The 14,004-nt window shown below is 65.4% G+C and carries 14 protein-coding genes and 1 pseudogene; 10 read left to right on the forward strand and 5 right to left on the reverse strand.

Features of this window, described 5'->3' with window-relative positions; all coding sequences use genetic code 11:
- Positions 1-14: 14 nt before the first annotated feature.
- From W930_RS28605 to mpl, 4 genes are all read right to left on the reverse strand, one after another.
- Complete coding sequence (locus W930_RS28605) at positions 15-974, reverse strand: hypothetical protein (RefSeq protein ID WP_023594172.1); 960 nt, start codon at positions 972-974, stop codon at positions 15-17.
- Positions 968-3,139, reverse strand: coding sequence for a ribonuclease catalytic domain-containing protein (locus W930_RS0123110; protein ID WP_023594171.1), 2,172 nt, complete (start codon positions 3,137-3,139; stop codon positions 968-970). The genes W930_RS28605 and W930_RS0123110 overlap by 7 nt, the downstream gene beginning before the upstream one ends.
- Positions 3,140-3,216: 77 nt before the next feature.
- Positions 3,217-3,828, reverse strand: a complete 612-nt coding sequence (locus W930_RS0123115; RefSeq protein WP_023594170.1) for a YqiA/YcfP family alpha/beta fold hydrolase — start codon at positions 3,826-3,828, stop codon at positions 3,217-3,219.
- Positions 3,829-3,877: 49 nt separating this feature from the next.
- Positions 3,878-5,272 carry a UDP-N-acetylmuramate:L-alanyl-gamma-D-glutamyl-meso-diaminopimelate ligase gene (mpl, locus tag W930_RS0123120; RefSeq protein WP_023594169.1) on the reverse strand — a complete coding sequence of 465 codons (1,395 nt, stop codon included), beginning with the start codon at positions 5,270-5,272 and terminating at the stop codon, positions 3,878-3,880.
- 118 nt (positions 5,273-5,390) lie between these two features.
- Here mpl and W930_RS0123125 point away from each other — a divergent pair, with 118 nt between their 5' ends.
- The 10 genes from W930_RS0123125 to W930_RS0123170 all read left to right on the forward strand — a co-directional run bounded on the left by W930_RS0123125 (position 5,391) and on the right by W930_RS0123170 (position 13,470).
- Positions 5,391-6,047 carry a hypothetical protein gene (locus W930_RS0123125; protein ID WP_023872347.1) on the forward strand — a complete coding sequence of 219 codons (657 nt, stop codon included), beginning with the start codon at positions 5,391-5,393 and terminating at the stop codon, positions 6,045-6,047.
- A 122-nt stretch (positions 6,048-6,169) separates the two neighbouring features.
- Positions 6,170-6,694, forward strand: coding sequence for a TlpA disulfide reductase family protein (locus W930_RS0123130; protein WP_023594167.1), 525 nt, complete (start codon positions 6,170-6,172; stop codon positions 6,692-6,694).
- Between the two features lie 147 nt (positions 6,695-6,841).
- Entirely contained in the window at positions 6,842-7,288 is a 447-nt protein-coding gene (gene aroQ, locus W930_RS0123135; RefSeq protein WP_024788653.1) for a type II 3-dehydroquinate dehydratase, read from the forward strand.
- A 69-nt stretch (positions 7,289-7,357) separates the two neighbouring features.
- Positions 7,358-7,819, forward strand: coding sequence for an acetyl-CoA carboxylase biotin carboxyl carrier protein (gene accB, locus W930_RS0123140; protein WP_023594165.1), 462 nt, complete (start codon positions 7,358-7,360; stop codon positions 7,817-7,819).
- 99 nt (positions 7,820-7,918) lie between these two features.
- Positions 7,919-9,283, forward strand: a complete 1,365-nt coding sequence (gene accC, locus W930_RS0123145) for an acetyl-CoA carboxylase biotin carboxylase subunit (protein ID WP_023594164.1) — start codon at positions 7,919-7,921, stop codon at positions 9,281-9,283.
- Positions 9,284-9,321: 38 nt separating this feature from the next.
- Positions 9,322-10,215, forward strand: coding sequence for a 50S ribosomal protein L11 methyltransferase (gene prmA, locus W930_RS0123150; RefSeq protein WP_023594163.1), 894 nt, complete (start codon positions 9,322-9,324; stop codon positions 10,213-10,215).
- Between the two features lie 34 nt (positions 10,216-10,249).
- Positions 10,250-11,311 carry a DUF3426 domain-containing protein gene (locus tag W930_RS0123155; protein WP_023594162.1) on the forward strand — a complete coding sequence of 354 codons (1,062 nt, stop codon included), beginning with the start codon at positions 10,250-10,252 and terminating at the stop codon, positions 11,309-11,311.
- Positions 11,312-11,343: 32 nt separating this feature from the next.
- Positions 11,344-11,844, forward strand: coding sequence for a thiol peroxidase (gene tpx / locus W930_RS0123160; protein WP_023594161.1), 501 nt, complete (start codon positions 11,344-11,346; stop codon positions 11,842-11,844).
- A gap of 191 nt (positions 11,845-12,035) precedes the next feature.
- Positions 12,036-12,971 carry a carbohydrate kinase family protein gene (locus W930_RS0123165; RefSeq protein ID WP_023872349.1) on the forward strand — a complete coding sequence of 312 codons (936 nt, stop codon included), beginning with the start codon at positions 12,036-12,038 and terminating at the stop codon, positions 12,969-12,971.
- A gap of 19 nt (positions 12,972-12,990) precedes the next feature.
- The gene (locus W930_RS0123170) at positions 12,991-13,470 is read left to right on the forward strand and encodes a membrane protein (protein WP_023594159.1); all 480 of its coding nucleotides are present in this window, start codon (positions 12,991-12,993) and stop codon (positions 13,468-13,470) included.
- Between the two features lie 263 nt (positions 13,471-13,733).
- Here W930_RS0123170 and W930_RS0123175 read toward each other — a convergent pair.
- A pseudogene (locus W930_RS0123175) lies at positions 13,734-14,004 on the reverse strand (histone); the annotation flags it as partial.

Below are 14,004 nucleotides of genomic sequence, written 5' to 3' on the forward strand. Positions count from 1 at the left end.
CGCCTGCTGCGTCGCTATTGCCCTGCGCCGCCCGTCGGCGTCGCCAGCGTTTCGGCATGGACGCCCTGACGGGAAAACGTCATCCGGGTGACGATTTCGAGAATGTCGTAGCGCTGCTTCATCTCCGGCGAAAAGTCGCCGAACGGCGCGCTCGCCTGGACGATGGCGACCGCGCGCCTATCCAGGTCCCGATTGCCCGAACTGCGCGTAATCTCCACGCCCGCGACGTTCCAGCCGTCCCTGTGATAGCCGAGACCACCGCGCTGGTTGACGTTGAGCGTGACGATCAGCTCGCCGTACAGGCGCTCGTTGCCGATTTGCGGAAAGTGCTCCGTGCCGTAACGCTCCACGCGATGGCGCAACGCATCGAAATAGCGGGCGTATGCCACTTCACGCGTGTTGGCCGTGACCTGCCCGCGCTTCGGGCGCGTCTGATAGGCGCGCAACTGCTTGTCGATTTCCGCCTGCAAGCGGGCGATCTGCTGATCGACATTCTGGTCGTCCGCACCCAGACCATGCTGCGGGGCATCCGCGCGTTTGCGCTGCGCCGCCGGCGCCGCCGCATACTGGCTGCGCAGTTGCGACAGCAGTTTTTCCTGCATCGCCTCCAATTCGCTCACGTTGCGCTGCATTTGCGCCACGGGGGCGCCATCACGCTCGAGCGCACGCGAGGGCAGCGGCGACGCGGCGCGCTCCCCGTCATGCTCGCCGCCGCCCACGAGGTTGGCTTGTGCGAGCGCAGTGGCCTTGTCGGGCGCGCTGGCCGACTTGGCGTTGACGAGCACGACGTCGAGCGGCGTGTCCGCGCTGTGCAACCGGAAACTGTCGGGGGCGACGAAATGCACCGCCAGCGCGAGCAAGTGAACCAGGGCCGAAAACACAAGGCCCGTGGCCAGTGGATGCTCGCGCATGAGCGACCAACCGCGGCGACGTGCCGCGTCGAGGTTGCCGGAGGCGAGTGCCGGTTTCAGCACGCCGTGCTGGCGGATGCGTCGCGCGCGCCCGCGGCCATCAGTGCGGCGGCGAGCGGGGAGGCGTCGGTGGACGTGGCGCCGGCATCAGTACGATCGCCCGAGCCGTCGGCGTCTGCGGGACTATCGTCGCCATCTGTACCGTCGGCGCCATCGGCACCGTCGGCACCATCGTCACCATCGGCGCCGTCGCTACCCGCATTGCCGTCACTGCCCTCCCCCCCCTCGCCTTCGCCACCGTCGCCCTCGTCATCGTCGTCTCCGAGCAACGCCTGGCTGGCGTCGAGCACTTGCGAGACACGCACCGAGATGCTGAGGGTGACGACATCGAGCGAGAGCACGTCGAGCATGATCTGCGTGCCGCGCGCGTGCAATCCCAGGCCCGGCACGATCAGCGTGAGCGGGATGTCGTTCAGACGAACGGTATCGCCCTTGAGCACGCTCGCCTGCACCTGAGACTTGTTCTCCTGGATCAACCAGCGCAGGCACCAGTAGCGTTCCATGCGGCTCTGGTGCTCACCGTACGCCGCATAGGCGGCCTCGAAGCTCGACACCGTGGCATAGAGGTCGGCGTCCTTCGGCTTGAACGGGGCCGCCAGCTTGGCGGTCACGCCATGACGCACGCAGGCGATCAGTTGCCACTGGTTCACCAGATCGACGTAGCGGCGCAGCGGCGACGTGCTCCACGCGTATTGCTCCACGCCAAGCCCCTCGTGCGGTGCGGGCGAGGTCTGCATGCGCGTGCGATTCACGCCGTAGGCACGTTGTGCACGGTAGATGCCGGGCACACCGCATTCCGCCAGCAGGCGTCCCCAGCGGCTGTTCGCGAGAATCGCCATCTCGGCGACGATCAGATCGAGCGGTGCGCCGCGCAGGCGCTGCTTGATCGTGACGTGCTCGCCGTCGACATAGAAGTTGAAGTCGGTCTTGTTCTGTACTTCCGGGCGCAGGCCGTAGCCCACGCGCGCCGCCTGGCGCTTGTCATAGAGCGACTGCGCGAACGGCCACAGCAGGCGAAGCTCGTCCTTGTGCGGATAGTCGCCGCTGCCGTCGGCCAGCGTTTCGGCCGTGATGATCGAATCGAGCTCGTTGTGGCGCAGGTTCGCCGAGATCGGCACCCGCTCGGCCCGGGTCTCGGTCGCCACGATCTCGTAGGTGTCCGCCTTGACCACCACGTAAAGCGAGAGCGCCGGGCGAGCGCCACCCTCGGCGAGCGTGTAAGCCTCGACCACGGCATCGGGCAGCATCGTGATCTTCTCGCCGGGCGCATAGACCGTCGACAGGCGCACGCGCGCGATTTCGTCGATGGGATCGCCGCGTGAGAGCCCCAGCGCCGGTGCCGCAATATGGATACCCACGCGCAGCAGGCCATCGGGCAGCATCTGCACCGAGAGCGCGTCGTCGATCTCCGTGGTCGTCGAATCGTCGATCGAGAATGCCTGCACCTCGGCCAGCGGCAGGTCGTCGGCCGGCAGGGGAACGGGTCCCACGTCGGGGAAGCCGGTGCCGCGCGGGAAGTATTCGTAGAGGAACGCCGCCTCGTGGTAAGCGCGCGGCGACGCAATGCCGCCGCATGCCAGCATCACCTCGGCGTGCGTCTTGCCCAGGGCAATCGCCGCCGCGTCGAGCGCCTTCCACTCGATGGCGTTCTTGTCCGGACGGAACAGCAGCACCAGCTCCTTGCCCCTGAGCGCGTCCGGTAGCGTACCGGCGATCAGTTGATCGGCGTACCCCGCCTGCAGTTCGGCCTGCTGTTGCTTGCGCGCCAGCCCGGCGAGCGCGGCCTGCAGCTGCTCCTGCGGCGCGCGCTGATATTGTCCGCGCCCCTTGCGACGGAAGTAGATCGGCGACGCCTGCAGGGCCAGCGCCAGTCCCGCCTGCTGGGCAACGCTCGCCCCTTCTCCGAAATATTCGGCGGCGAGCGTCGGGAACGGAAATTCTTCGGCAGGCGCGCACTCCCACAGGAAACTCATGTCGATGTCCTGTGCCGCGGCCTGCGCTTGCGCGATCAGTTCGGCGGGGGTGGGCGTCTCGAAGCGCAACAGAACGTCGCGCCCCTTGATCTTGCTTCGGCGCCCGCCGGGCAGCTCAACCTGGTACGACTCGCCCTGCTGCGACAACACCGTGCCAGCCTTGAAGCCGCCGGATTCCTCAAAAAAAATGTTCATGAAACAGCCATCGATCGCAATAGGCGATATTGTAGCCCGCCAATGTACGGCGGTTCAGAGCGGAACGGGCAAACGTGTCATTCGCCCGCGGACAGGCCCGCAGTGTCGGGCGAAGGGGGAACGTCGACGCCGGCGAAACGCAACACGTCGTCCATATAGTCGACGAAATCGGAAATGCCGTGGTCGCTGCCCTCGATCAGCGTGAGCTTCGCCCCCGGAAACTTTGCCACCATGTCGCGGTAATCGAGCGTCTGATCACCGGTCGCGGCCACGAGGTAGTAGCGTTGCGCCCGCGTGATCCGCGGCACGTCGATCATGCGCAGCTCATCGAGATGGCGCGGCTCCACGACAATCGTCCCGCCCCCGTGCCACATCGGCTGCTCGCCGAGCCATTTGCCGAGGTCGTCGTACGGACGGGTGGCCGGATTGAGCAACACCGCTCGGCATCCAAGCTTTTCGGCCAGGTACGTGGCGTAGTAGCCGCCGAGCGAGCTGCCCACGATGGTCAGGTCGTCGCCGTTCACGCCGGCCAGCAGCCGTTGCGCATCGACCACGGCGGCCAGCGGCGAGGGAGGCAACTGCGGGCACGCCCACTGATGCCCCAGTCCGAGCCGGTGCATGCGCGCAGCCATCAGTTGCGCCTTGAAGGAACGCGGCGACGATCGGAAGCCGTGCAGGTAAAGAATCATGGGAGTTCCCGATAGAGCCGAATGAGGCGACGTGCCGGTCGGACGCGCATCAGGCGCGTGCCGCGAGCGCGTCGAGCAGTTTCTGGTGGATGCCGCCGAACCCGCCGTTGCTCATCACCACGATCTGATCGCCCGGCTGGGCGGCCGCGCTCACCGCGCGCACCAGACCGTCGATGTCGCTGAACGCCTGGGCACGCGCGCCCAGCGGCGCCAGTGCTTCGGCCAGATTCCAGCCCAGGGCGTCCTTGCCCGAAGGCGCGCCGTAACCGAACACCAGATCGGCGTCGGCGAGACTGGCCGGCAATTGCGCCTTCATCACGCCAAGCTTCATCGTATTCGAGCGCGGCTCGAGCACCGCCAGAATGCGGGCATTGCCCGCGCGGCGGCGCAGCCCGGCAAGCGTTGTATGAATCGCGGTCGGATGATGCGCAAAATCGTCATAGACGGTCACGCCCGCCGCTTCGCCGCGAACTTCCATACGGCGCTTCACGTTCTGGAACCGACCTAGCGAGCCGGCGCCTTGCTCCGCAGGCACGCCCACATGGCGGGCGGCAGCCAGCGCGGCCAGCGCGTTCATCCGGTTGTGTTCGCCTTGCAGCGCCCACTTCACCTCACCCGCCGCGCCCGGGCCGTGATGCACCCAGAAAGCCTCCTGCGACGCCGCGGCGCTCGGGGTGCCGTCGTCCTTGGCCGGGGTGGCGTGCCAGCCGTCGGCCACGCCAAAGCGTTCGACCTCGCTCCAGCATCCGCGGGCCAGCACTCGCTCGAGCGCCGGCTCACGACCGTTGACGATCAGTCGTCCCTGTCCGGGGACGGTGCGCACCAGATGATGGAATTGCGTCTCGATCGCGCCGAGATCCGGAAAGATGTCGGCATGATCGAATTCAAGGTTGTTCAGAATGGCAGTGCGTGGCCGGTAGTGGACGAACTTGGAGCGTTTGTCGAAGAACGCGGTGTCGTATTCGTCGGCCTCGATCACGAAGAAGTCGCTGTCGGTCAGGCGCGCGGATATGCCGAAGTTCATCGGCACGCCGCCCACGAGAAAGCCCGGGTTGTACCCCGCGTCCTCCAGAATCCAGGCGAGCATCGACGTCGTCGTCGTCTTGCCGTGCGTGCCCGCCACCGCGAGCACCCATTTGTTGGCGAGCACATGCTCACCCAGCCACTGCGGGCCCGACGTATAGGGCAGGTTCCGATTCAGGATTTCTTCCATGAGCGGATTGCCGCGCGAGACCACGTTGCCGATGACGAACAGGTCGGGCGCGAGCGACACCTGGTCGGCATCGAAGCCTTCGATCAACCGGATACCCTGGGCCTCGAGTTGGGTGCTCATCGGCGGATAGACGTTGGCGTCGCAGCCCGTGACGGTATGACCGGCCTGACGGGCGAGCACGGCCAGACCGCCCATGAACGTGCCGCAGATGCCCAGAATATGAATATGCATGGATGGGGAGCGTGATGAGACGGGCCGAACCCGTGCGGGAAATGGAGATGCGCAAACGACAAGGCCACCATTGTACCTGCGGCATGCGCCGCCATGCCTTTCGGGTATCATCGTTCGCATGACACGTAAATCCTGGACCGATGTCCAACGTCTGCGCGAGGAAATCGCGCTGACCGCCGCCCGCCTCATTGCCGAGGAAGGGGCCGATTACGCCACGGCCAAACGCAAGGCGGCGAAGCAGGTCACTGGCGAGACGCGCGTTGCCGGCGAATGGCTGCCGGATAACGATCAGATCGAAGCGGAAGTGCGCGAGTACGTGCAAACGTTTCTCTCCGACACGCAACCGGCCGAATTGGCGCATTTGCGACGGGTGGCCCTGGCCGTCATGACCGAGCTGGCCCGCTATCGTCCGTTTATCACCGGCGCGGTCCAAAACGGCACGGCCACGGCGATGTCCGATATCTATTTGCAGGCTTTTTGCGACAACCCGAAGGAAGTGGCCATCGACCTGCTGAATCGCGGCATCGACTACGAAGTCTCCGAGAGCCGTCACTTCAACGGGCGCGGCATGGTCGAGACGCTGAGCTTCCTGTGGCGTGAGCGTGGCCAGCGAGGCGAACCGGCAGGGGTGCATCTGTCGCTGTATTCGCTCGACGACATGCGCGGTGCATTGAAAGCCACCGACGGCAACGGCCGCGCGGTTCGCACCGATGCCGACGGTCTACGCACCCTGATCGCGCAGGCCGACGCGCCGGCGCCCGAACCCAGTCATTGAACCAGTGCAGGCAGTTGACACCGGATTCACATCAAATCGCCACGATTTCTTCGCAGTTGCCGCTTCTGAACCGCGTCCTTTTCGTCTAACGTCTACTCCCGGATCTCCCGGCCCTTCTTAACATGGCAAAGCGCATCGTTATTCTGGTGATTCTGGCACTCGCCGGACTGGCGGCCGGTTTCTGGCTCGGTCAACGCAATACGGCGCCCGGTGGGGCGTCGAACGCCGCCGTCGCGCAATTGCTGGCGACCCGGCTGCCCGACCTGAGCGGCGGCGAGCAGGCGATCTCGCAGTGGCGTGGCAAAACCCTGGTGGTGAACTTCTGGGCGCCGTGGTGCGGCCCGTGCGTGGAAGAAATGCCCGACCTTCAGGCGCTTTCCAGCGAATTCGGCAGCAAAAATGTCCAATTCGTTGGAATCGGCATCGATACGGCACAGAACATGATCGCATTTGAGCAAAAGGTAAAAGTCGATTACCCCTTGCTCGTGGCAGGGTATGCGGGCACCGACCTCGCCCGCGCACTGGGTAACAAGGCCGGTGCGCTGCCCTTTACCGTCGTGATCGACCCGCAGGGACGCCTGCACTACGAAAAGCTCGGACGAATTACCTCGGACGAGGTTCGTGCCGCGCTCAAGCCCTTGATCTGACCCCATTGGCGGGAAGGCGCGACGGCGGAGAACCCGCGTCAGACGTGAGTTGTGGGAGCCAAGGGCGCGGCACCTATTTCGCCCCACTGGACAAAATCCACCAACTGGCGTTTAATTGCGCCCAATTTCGTGAAATTTGATTCGCCGATGCCTCACCGCATTCTCGTGCTACACGGCCCCAACCTGAACCTGCTCGGTACTCGCGAGCCGGAGGTGTACGGTCGCACGACGCTGGCGGACATCGACGCTGCGCTTCTGGCTCAGGCCAAGGCTGCCGGCGCCGAGGTCGCAACGTTTCAAAGCAATCACGAAGGCGCATTGGTTGACCGGATCCAGGCGGCACGCGCGGAGTCGATCGACTTCATCGTCATCAACCCCGCGGCCTATACCCACACCAGCGTGGCCATACGCGACGCGTTGTCGGGCGTAGGCGTTCCGTTCGTGGAAGTTCACCTTTCGAATGTCCATGCGCGCGAGGCCTTCCGGCATCACTCGTACTTTTCCGACATTGCGCAAGGCGTGATCTGCGGCCTGGGCTGGCGCGGGTACACCTACGCACTCGATTTTGCCCTGCGGCGACTCGCCGGCGGGTAGTCCACTCATCTCCATTTCCCATCGCGGGGCGCTGCCCCCGCGTCGATACCGAATCAAGGAGCTTCCTTCATGGATTTGCGCAAACTCAAGACGTTGATCGACCTCGTGGCCGAATCGGGTATTTCCGAACTCGAAGTCACCGAAGGCGAAGGCAAGGTCCGCATCGTCAAGGCGCCGCCGCAGGTGATCGCAGCCCCGATGCAAATGGCCATGCCGGCCGCCGCGCCGCAAATCGGCGCGCAAGCGCCCGCCGCGGCAGCGGCCCCGGCAGCACCTGCCGCGCCGGTCGTGCCGCAAGGTCATATCGTGACTTCCCCGATGGTCGGCACGTTCTACCGTGCGCCGTCGCCGGGCGCCGATCCGTTCGCCCAGGTCGGCGACTCGGTCAAGGAAGGCCAGACGTTGTGCATCATCGAAGCCATGAAGCTGCTCAACGAAATCGAGTCCGACAAGGCCGGCGTGATCAAGGAAATCCTCGTCGAGAACGGTCAGGCCGTCGAATACGGTCAACCGCTGTTCGTGATCGGCTAATGCCGGTTGTCGGACACCCGTGCCCGCGCAGGCATTCGCCGTGCGGCGCCGTCCGGTGCCCGGCCCCGCTCCTCTCCCCTACGGGCAGGACTGCACATAATGTTTGAAAAAATCCTCATCGCCAACCGCGGCGAAATCGCTCTGCGCATCCAGCGCGCGTGCCGCGAGATGGGCATCAAGACCGTTGTCGTCTATTCGGAAGCGGACAAGGAAGCGAAGTACGTCAAGCTCGCTGACGAGGCCGTTTGTATCGGCCCGGCCCCCTCGCCCCAGAGCTACCTGAACATGCCCGCGCTTATCAGCGCGGCCGAAGTGACCGACGCCCAGGCGATCCATCCGGGCTACGGGTTCCTTTCGGAAAATGCCGACTTCGCCGAGCGCGTCGAAAATTCGGGCTTCACGTTCATCGGCCCGCGCCCCGACACCATTCGCCTGATGGGCGACAAGGTCTCGGCCAAGCAGACGATGATCAAGACCGGCGTGCCGTGCGTGCCGGGTTCGGAGGGCGCGTTGCCCGACGATCCCAAGGAAATCGTGCGCATTGCGCGCCAGATCGGCTACCCGGTGATCATCAAGGCCGCCGGCGGCGGCGGCGGTCGCGGCATGCGCGTGGTACACACCGAAGCGGCACTCGTGAACGCGGTCAATATGACGCGCGAGGAAGCCGGCCGCGCTTTCGGCAACCCGGAAGTCTATATGGAGAAGTTCCTCGAGAACCCGCGCCATATCGAGATCCAGGTGCTTGCCGACAAGCACAAGAACGCCGTCTGGCTGGGCGAGCGCGACTGCTCGATGCAGCGCCGCCACCAGAAGGTGATCGAGGAAGCCACCGCTCCGCTGATTCCGCGCCGTCTGATCGAGCGTATCGGCGATCGCTGCGCCGACGCCTGCAAGAAGATGGGCTACGTCGGCGCCGGCACGTTCGAATTCCTGTACGAGAACGGCGAGTTCTATTTCATTGAAATGAACACGCGCGTCCAGGTCGAGCACCCGGTCACCGAGATGATCACGGGCGTCGATATCGTGCAGGAACAGATTCGCATCGCGGCCGGCGATAAGCTCGCCTTCCGTCAGCGCGACATCCAGTTCCAGGGTCATGCGATCGAATGCCGCATCAACGCCGAAGATCCGTTCAAGTTCACGCCGTCGCCGGGTCGCATCACCGCGTGGCACATGCCGGGCGGCCCGGGCATCCGCGTCGACTCGCACGCCTACAACGGTTACTTCGTGCCGCCCAACTACGATTCAATGATCGGCAAGCTGATCGCCTACGGCGCTACGCGCGAGCAGGCAATCCGCCGCATGCGTGTGGCGCTGTCGGAAATCGTGATCGAAGGTATCCAGACGAACATTCCGCTGCACCGGGAACTGATGCTCGACGCCAAGTTTGTCGAAGGCGGCACGAGCATCCATTATCTGGAACACAAGCTGGCGCAGAAGTCTGCCGTCGGCGGCGGCAATTAAGCAATTCATCAGTCGTTATTCAGTAGGAAACGCTCGCCATGTATCGCGAACTCGTCGTAGAAGTTGCCCGCGCCCAGGCCGAGGCCCTGTCAGACGCCCTGCTCGATCTGGGCGTACTGTCGGTCTCCGTGGAAGACGCGGATGCCGACACGCCCGACGAGCAACCGATGTTCGGCGAGCCGGGACTCACCCCGCCGGACACTGCGTGGCAGCATTCGCGCGTGGTGGCCCTTGTAGGTGAAGACCAGGACGCCGCCGTGTTGCTCGCGGCGGCCGTCAACGAACTGGGGCTCGCCGAGTCGCCCGCGTTCACGTTGCGTGACGTGGAGGAGCAGGACTGGGTGCGCCTGACGCAATCGCAGTTCGAGCCGATGCAGATCGGCCAGCGGATCTGGGTCGTGCCGTCCTGGCACGACGCACCCGATACCGACGCGCTCATCCTCGAACTCGACCCGGGCCTCGCGTTCGGCACCGGCAGCCATCCGACCACGCGTTTGTGCATGGAATGGCTCGAGCAGCATGTGCAGGCGGGTCAGTCGCTGCTCGACTACGGCTGCGGCTCCGGCATTCTGGCGATCCTCGCACGCAAGTGCGGCGCCGATCCGGTCATCGGTATCGATATCGATCCGCAGGCGGTCGAGTCGGCCCGCTACAACAGCGAACGCAACCACGCGCCGGTCGAATACGGTTTGCCCGACGACCTGCGCGACGGTCAGTTCAACATCGTGGTCGCCAACATCCTGTCAAATCCGCTCAAGCTGCTCGCGTCGATGCTGACGTCGCGCGTGGCGCCGGGCGGGCGCCTCGCACTGTCGGGCGTGCTCGAACGACAGGCCGACGAGGTGATCGCGGCCTACGCGCCCTATATGAAGATGTCGGTCTGGCGCGCTCACGACGGCTGGGTCTGCCTGCACGGGCAGGCCGCCGGCTAAGGCGCGCACCACGCGCCGAGTCTCCCGGAGTCCCATGACCCAGTCCTCGCGCGTTCTCGCTACCCGCTGCCCACACTGCCACACGGTCTTTCGCGTCGTCGCGGATCAGCTCAAGCTGCGCGACGGTCTGGTGCGTTGCGGGCATTGCCGGGAAGTGTTCGACGGCCGCGCCTATCTGTGCGACCCGCCCGCGGACGACGAGAACGGGTCGATGCCGGACATGCCACCCGGCGCCGTGGGCGCTCCCGCGCCGACAGCGGCAGATGCCATGGCGTCGGCGTCCGGCGATGCGCCCCCGGGCGACACGGCATCGGCGGACAAACCGCCGGTGCCCGAAATGCTCACCCCTACCGCCATCGCTGCCCTGCTCGGTGCGCCGGACGAGAGTCGGGCGCAGATGCGACACGGTCCGGGCCGCTACATCGACGACGAAGATGCCACCGTCCTCACCGCGCCGACAGCGCAGGCGGTGTCGGCGACGAATCGCGCGCAGCCGCAGAAGCCGCGCCCCGGTGCCGCCCGCGTGATCTGGCGCATATTGATGGCCCTCGCCGTCGTTGCGCTGCTCGCACAGTGGGCGTGGCTGGAACGTGCAGCGCTTGTCGACCGCATGCCCGCCCTGCGCGGTGTCTTCGCGACGATCGGCCGCCCGCTGCACGTGACGATCGGGCCGCCGCGCCAGCCGGACATGATCCAGATTTCCAGCGTAACGCTCGTGACCGACCCCGACGCGGGACACGACAGCGCGACGGGCGCGGCCAACGATTCGGCGAATCTCCCCGGGAATATCGCCGCGAACGACGGCACGGCGAGTGACGCCTCAGCCCCGACCGACGACACCGTGCCGATGACGCTCACGGTGTTCATGCGCAATCAGGCCAGTTACGCAGTGGCCTGGCCATCGCTCGAGCTGACGCTGTCCGACATCGACGGCAAGCCGGTGGTGCGTCGCGTTTTTTCAGCGAATGACTACGTAAGCGATGGGGCACAGCGCGAAGCCGGTTTGTCGCCACGCAATGAACGCACGATTCGGTTACGATTGTCGGCGCAGGCAGCGCTAGCCAGTAATTTCCGGGTGCTCGCGTTCTATCCCTGATAGCGCTGTTGCACTCAACCTAGGAGATATCGATGTCCCAAGTCACGCTCGGGGGCAACCCCATCGAAGTCAACGGCCAGTTCCCGCAGAAGGGACAGACCGCACCGGCGTTCTCGCTGGTCAACGCCAAACTGCAGGACGTCAAGCTCGACGACTTCGCTGGCAAGCGCAAAGTCCTCAACATCGTGCCGAGCCTCGACACGCCGACCTGCGCCACCTCGACCCGCAAGTTCAACGAAGCCGCCGGCAAGCTCGAAAACACGGTCGTGCTCGTCATCTCGGCTGACCTGCCGTTCGCCATGAGCCGCTTCTGCGCCACGGAAGGCCTGAACAACGTCGTCCCGCTCTCGCTCATGCGCGGTCGCGAGTTCCTCGAGAACTACGGCGTCGCCATCGCCACCGGCCCGCTCGCCGGCGTGACGGCGCGTGCCGTGGTCGTGCTCGACGCCGACAACCGAGTCGTGCACGCCGAGCTGGTGCCGGAAATCAAGAATGAACCGAACTACGACGCTGCGCTCGCCGCACTCTCGTAATCGATACGACGTCGTCATTGCGCCGACGCGTCCGATCCTTCGGCGCGCGTCGGCGTCGCAGTTCCCAAACCGGCCTGGTCGATATCCCGGCCTGATTTTTCTCGCGGCGTCGCCCCTATTGCGTCTCGCGATGGCGCAGGCGTTCGCCGCCCTGCGCCGCCTTGCGCTCACCCTTTAGAAGGACACACTCCGTGACTACCGTGATCTGCGGCTCGCTCGCCTACGACAACATCATGACGTTCGAAGGCCGCTTCGGAGAGCACATCCTGCCCGATCAGGTGCACATTCTGAACGTCAGCTTCCTCGTGCCGACGATGCGCCGCAACTTCGGCGGCTGCGCCGGCAACATCGGCTACAGCCTGAACCTGCTGGGCGGCTCACCGGTCGTCATGGGCGCCGTGGGCGAAGATGGCGGCGCATACATCGAGCGCCTGGAGTCGCTCGGCATGTCGACGGCATTCGTTCGCACCATTGCCGACAGCATGACCGCCAACGCAATGATCACCACCGATCTGGACAACAACCAGATCACGGCCTTCCACCCGGGCGCGATGATGTTCTCGGCGCAGAATCGCGTGGCCGACGTCAAGGACGCCACACTGGGCATCGTCGCGCCGGACGCGCCCGACGCCATGCTCGCGCACGCCGAAGGATTCGCCGCCGCCCGCGTGCCGTTCGTGTTCGATCCGGGCCAGGGCCTGCCGCTGCTCTCGGCCGAGGCACTGCGTCGCATGGTGGAACTCGCCACTTATCTCGCGGTCAACGACTACGAAGCCAAGCTCCTCTGCACGAAGACCGGATGGTCGATGGACGATCTCCAGTCGCGCGTCGAGGCACTTGTCGTCACGCGCGGAGAACACGGGGCCCTGATCTTCGCCGGCGGCAAGCAGCACGACATTCCCGCCGTGACCGCCAAGCGTGTCGTCGACCCCACCGGGTGCGGCGACGCGTTCCGTGGCGGGTTGCTGTATGGCATCGAGAAGGGCCTCGACTGGCCGACCACCGGCCGCCTGGCCAGCCTGATGGGTTCGCTCAAGATTGCCGAGCAAGGCCCGCAGACCTACGCACCGACGCGCGCCGAGATCGAGGCGCAATATCAGGAAGCGTTCGGCCACCGCTTCGAATGATTCTACGAAAGGCATAACGATGGCACGACTGACCACACCGCTGATTCTTCTCACCGCCGCCGCATCGCTCTCGCTGTCCGCCTGCACGGCGTTCGGCCCGAGCAATTCCGCGAGCGTCTACAGCAGCCGCCAGGCGCAACGCGAACAGGTCGTGCGCATGGGCACGGTCGAATCGGTTCGTCCGGTCACGATCGACAGTAGCAATGGCGATCCGGGCATTCTGGGGATTGCCGGCGGCGGCGCACTTGGCGCCATTGGCGGCAGTGCCATCGGTGGCGGCCGGGGCTCGATCGCCACGGGCATCGTGGGCGGTCTGCTCGGTGCCGTGGCGGGTCAGGCCATCGAGAGCCGCATGAGCAAGAAGGCCGGCCTGGAGATCACCGTGCGACTCGATAACGGCGAACTGCGTGCGATCACGCAAGATGCCGATGAATCGTTCCAGCCGGGGCAGCGCGTGCGCCTGCTCTCGAGCGGCGGCGTGACGCGCGTCACGCACTGACATCACCTCGCGCCCGCGCATCGCCTCCCCGGCGACGTGCGGGAACGCGGGATCACGAAGCGACCCACGGGCGACATCTGTCGCCCGTGATTCGTTTACGAAACGTGACGTGCGTCGGCATCGCCCGACGCGTCAGGACGCGAGGACGCAGGGCCATGAAAAAACCCGCCGTGACGATTGCTCATCACAGCGGGTTTCGGATCGAGTAGGCCTACTCGATCAAGAGACACCGAAGTGCCTGGGTTCCTGCATCGGCACTCGAATTACGGACGGCTGCCGGTCGGGAACGGCCATGCCGCTGCCGGATTCAGTGCCGTCTTCGGTGCTGCCGGGGCTGCGGCCGGAGCAGCAGCAGGCTTGGCGGCAACCTTCTTCACTGCCGGCTTCTTGGCAGCAGCGGGCTTCTTCGCCGCAGGCTTGGCAGCCGCCTTCTTCGCAGCGGGCTTCTTGGCCGCAACCTTCTTGGCCGCCGGCTTCTTCGCAGCAACCTTCTTCACTGCTGCCTTCTTGGCGGCCGGCTTCTTGGCGGCAACC

Source organism: Pandoraea sp. E26, from assembly GCF_000681415.1.
Lineage (GTDB): Bacteria > Pseudomonadota > Gammaproteobacteria > Burkholderiales > Burkholderiaceae > Pandoraea > Pandoraea pnomenusa.

Excerpts from the sequence above, each read along its gene's own strand:
- W930_RS0123155 (WP_023594162.1), top strand. The coding sequence starts at position 10,250 with ATGACCCAGTCCTCGCGCGTTCTCGCTACCCGCTGCCCACACTGCCAC.
- prmA (WP_023594163.1), top strand. The coding sequence starts at position 9,322 with ATGTATCGCGAACTCGTCGTAGAAGTTGCCCGCGCCCAGGCCGAGGCC.
- W930_RS0123170 (WP_023594159.1), top strand. The coding sequence starts at position 12,991 with ATGGCACGACTGACCACACCGCTGATTCTTCTCACCGCCGCCGCATCG.
- W930_RS0123110 (WP_023594171.1), bottom strand. The coding sequence starts at position 3,139 with ATGAACATTTTTTTTGAGGAATCCGGCGGCTTCAAGGCTGGCACGGTG.
- mpl (WP_023594169.1), bottom strand. The coding sequence starts at position 5,272 with ATGCATATTCATATTCTGGGCATCTGCGGCACGTTCATGGGCGGTCTG.
- W930_RS0123125 (WP_023872347.1), top strand. The coding sequence starts at position 5,391 with ATGACACGTAAATCCTGGACCGATGTCCAACGTCTGCGCGAGGAAATC.
- accB (WP_023594165.1), top strand. The coding sequence starts at position 7,358 with ATGGATTTGCGCAAACTCAAGACGTTGATCGACCTCGTGGCCGAATCG.
- aroQ (WP_024788653.1), top strand. The coding sequence starts at position 6,842 with ATGCCTCACCGCATTCTCGTGCTACACGGCCCCAACCTGAACCTGCTC.
- W930_RS0123115 (WP_023594170.1), bottom strand. The coding sequence starts at position 3,828 with ATGATTCTTTACCTGCACGGCTTCCGATCGTCGCCGCGTTCCTTCAAG.
- W930_RS0123130 (WP_023594167.1), top strand. The coding sequence starts at position 6,170 with ATGGCAAAGCGCATCGTTATTCTGGTGATTCTGGCACTCGCCGGACTG.
- tpx (WP_023594161.1), top strand. The coding sequence starts at position 11,344 with ATGTCCCAAGTCACGCTCGGGGGCAACCCCATCGAAGTCAACGGCCAG.
- accC (WP_023594164.1), top strand. The coding sequence starts at position 7,919 with ATGTTTGAAAAAATCCTCATCGCCAACCGCGGCGAAATCGCTCTGCGC.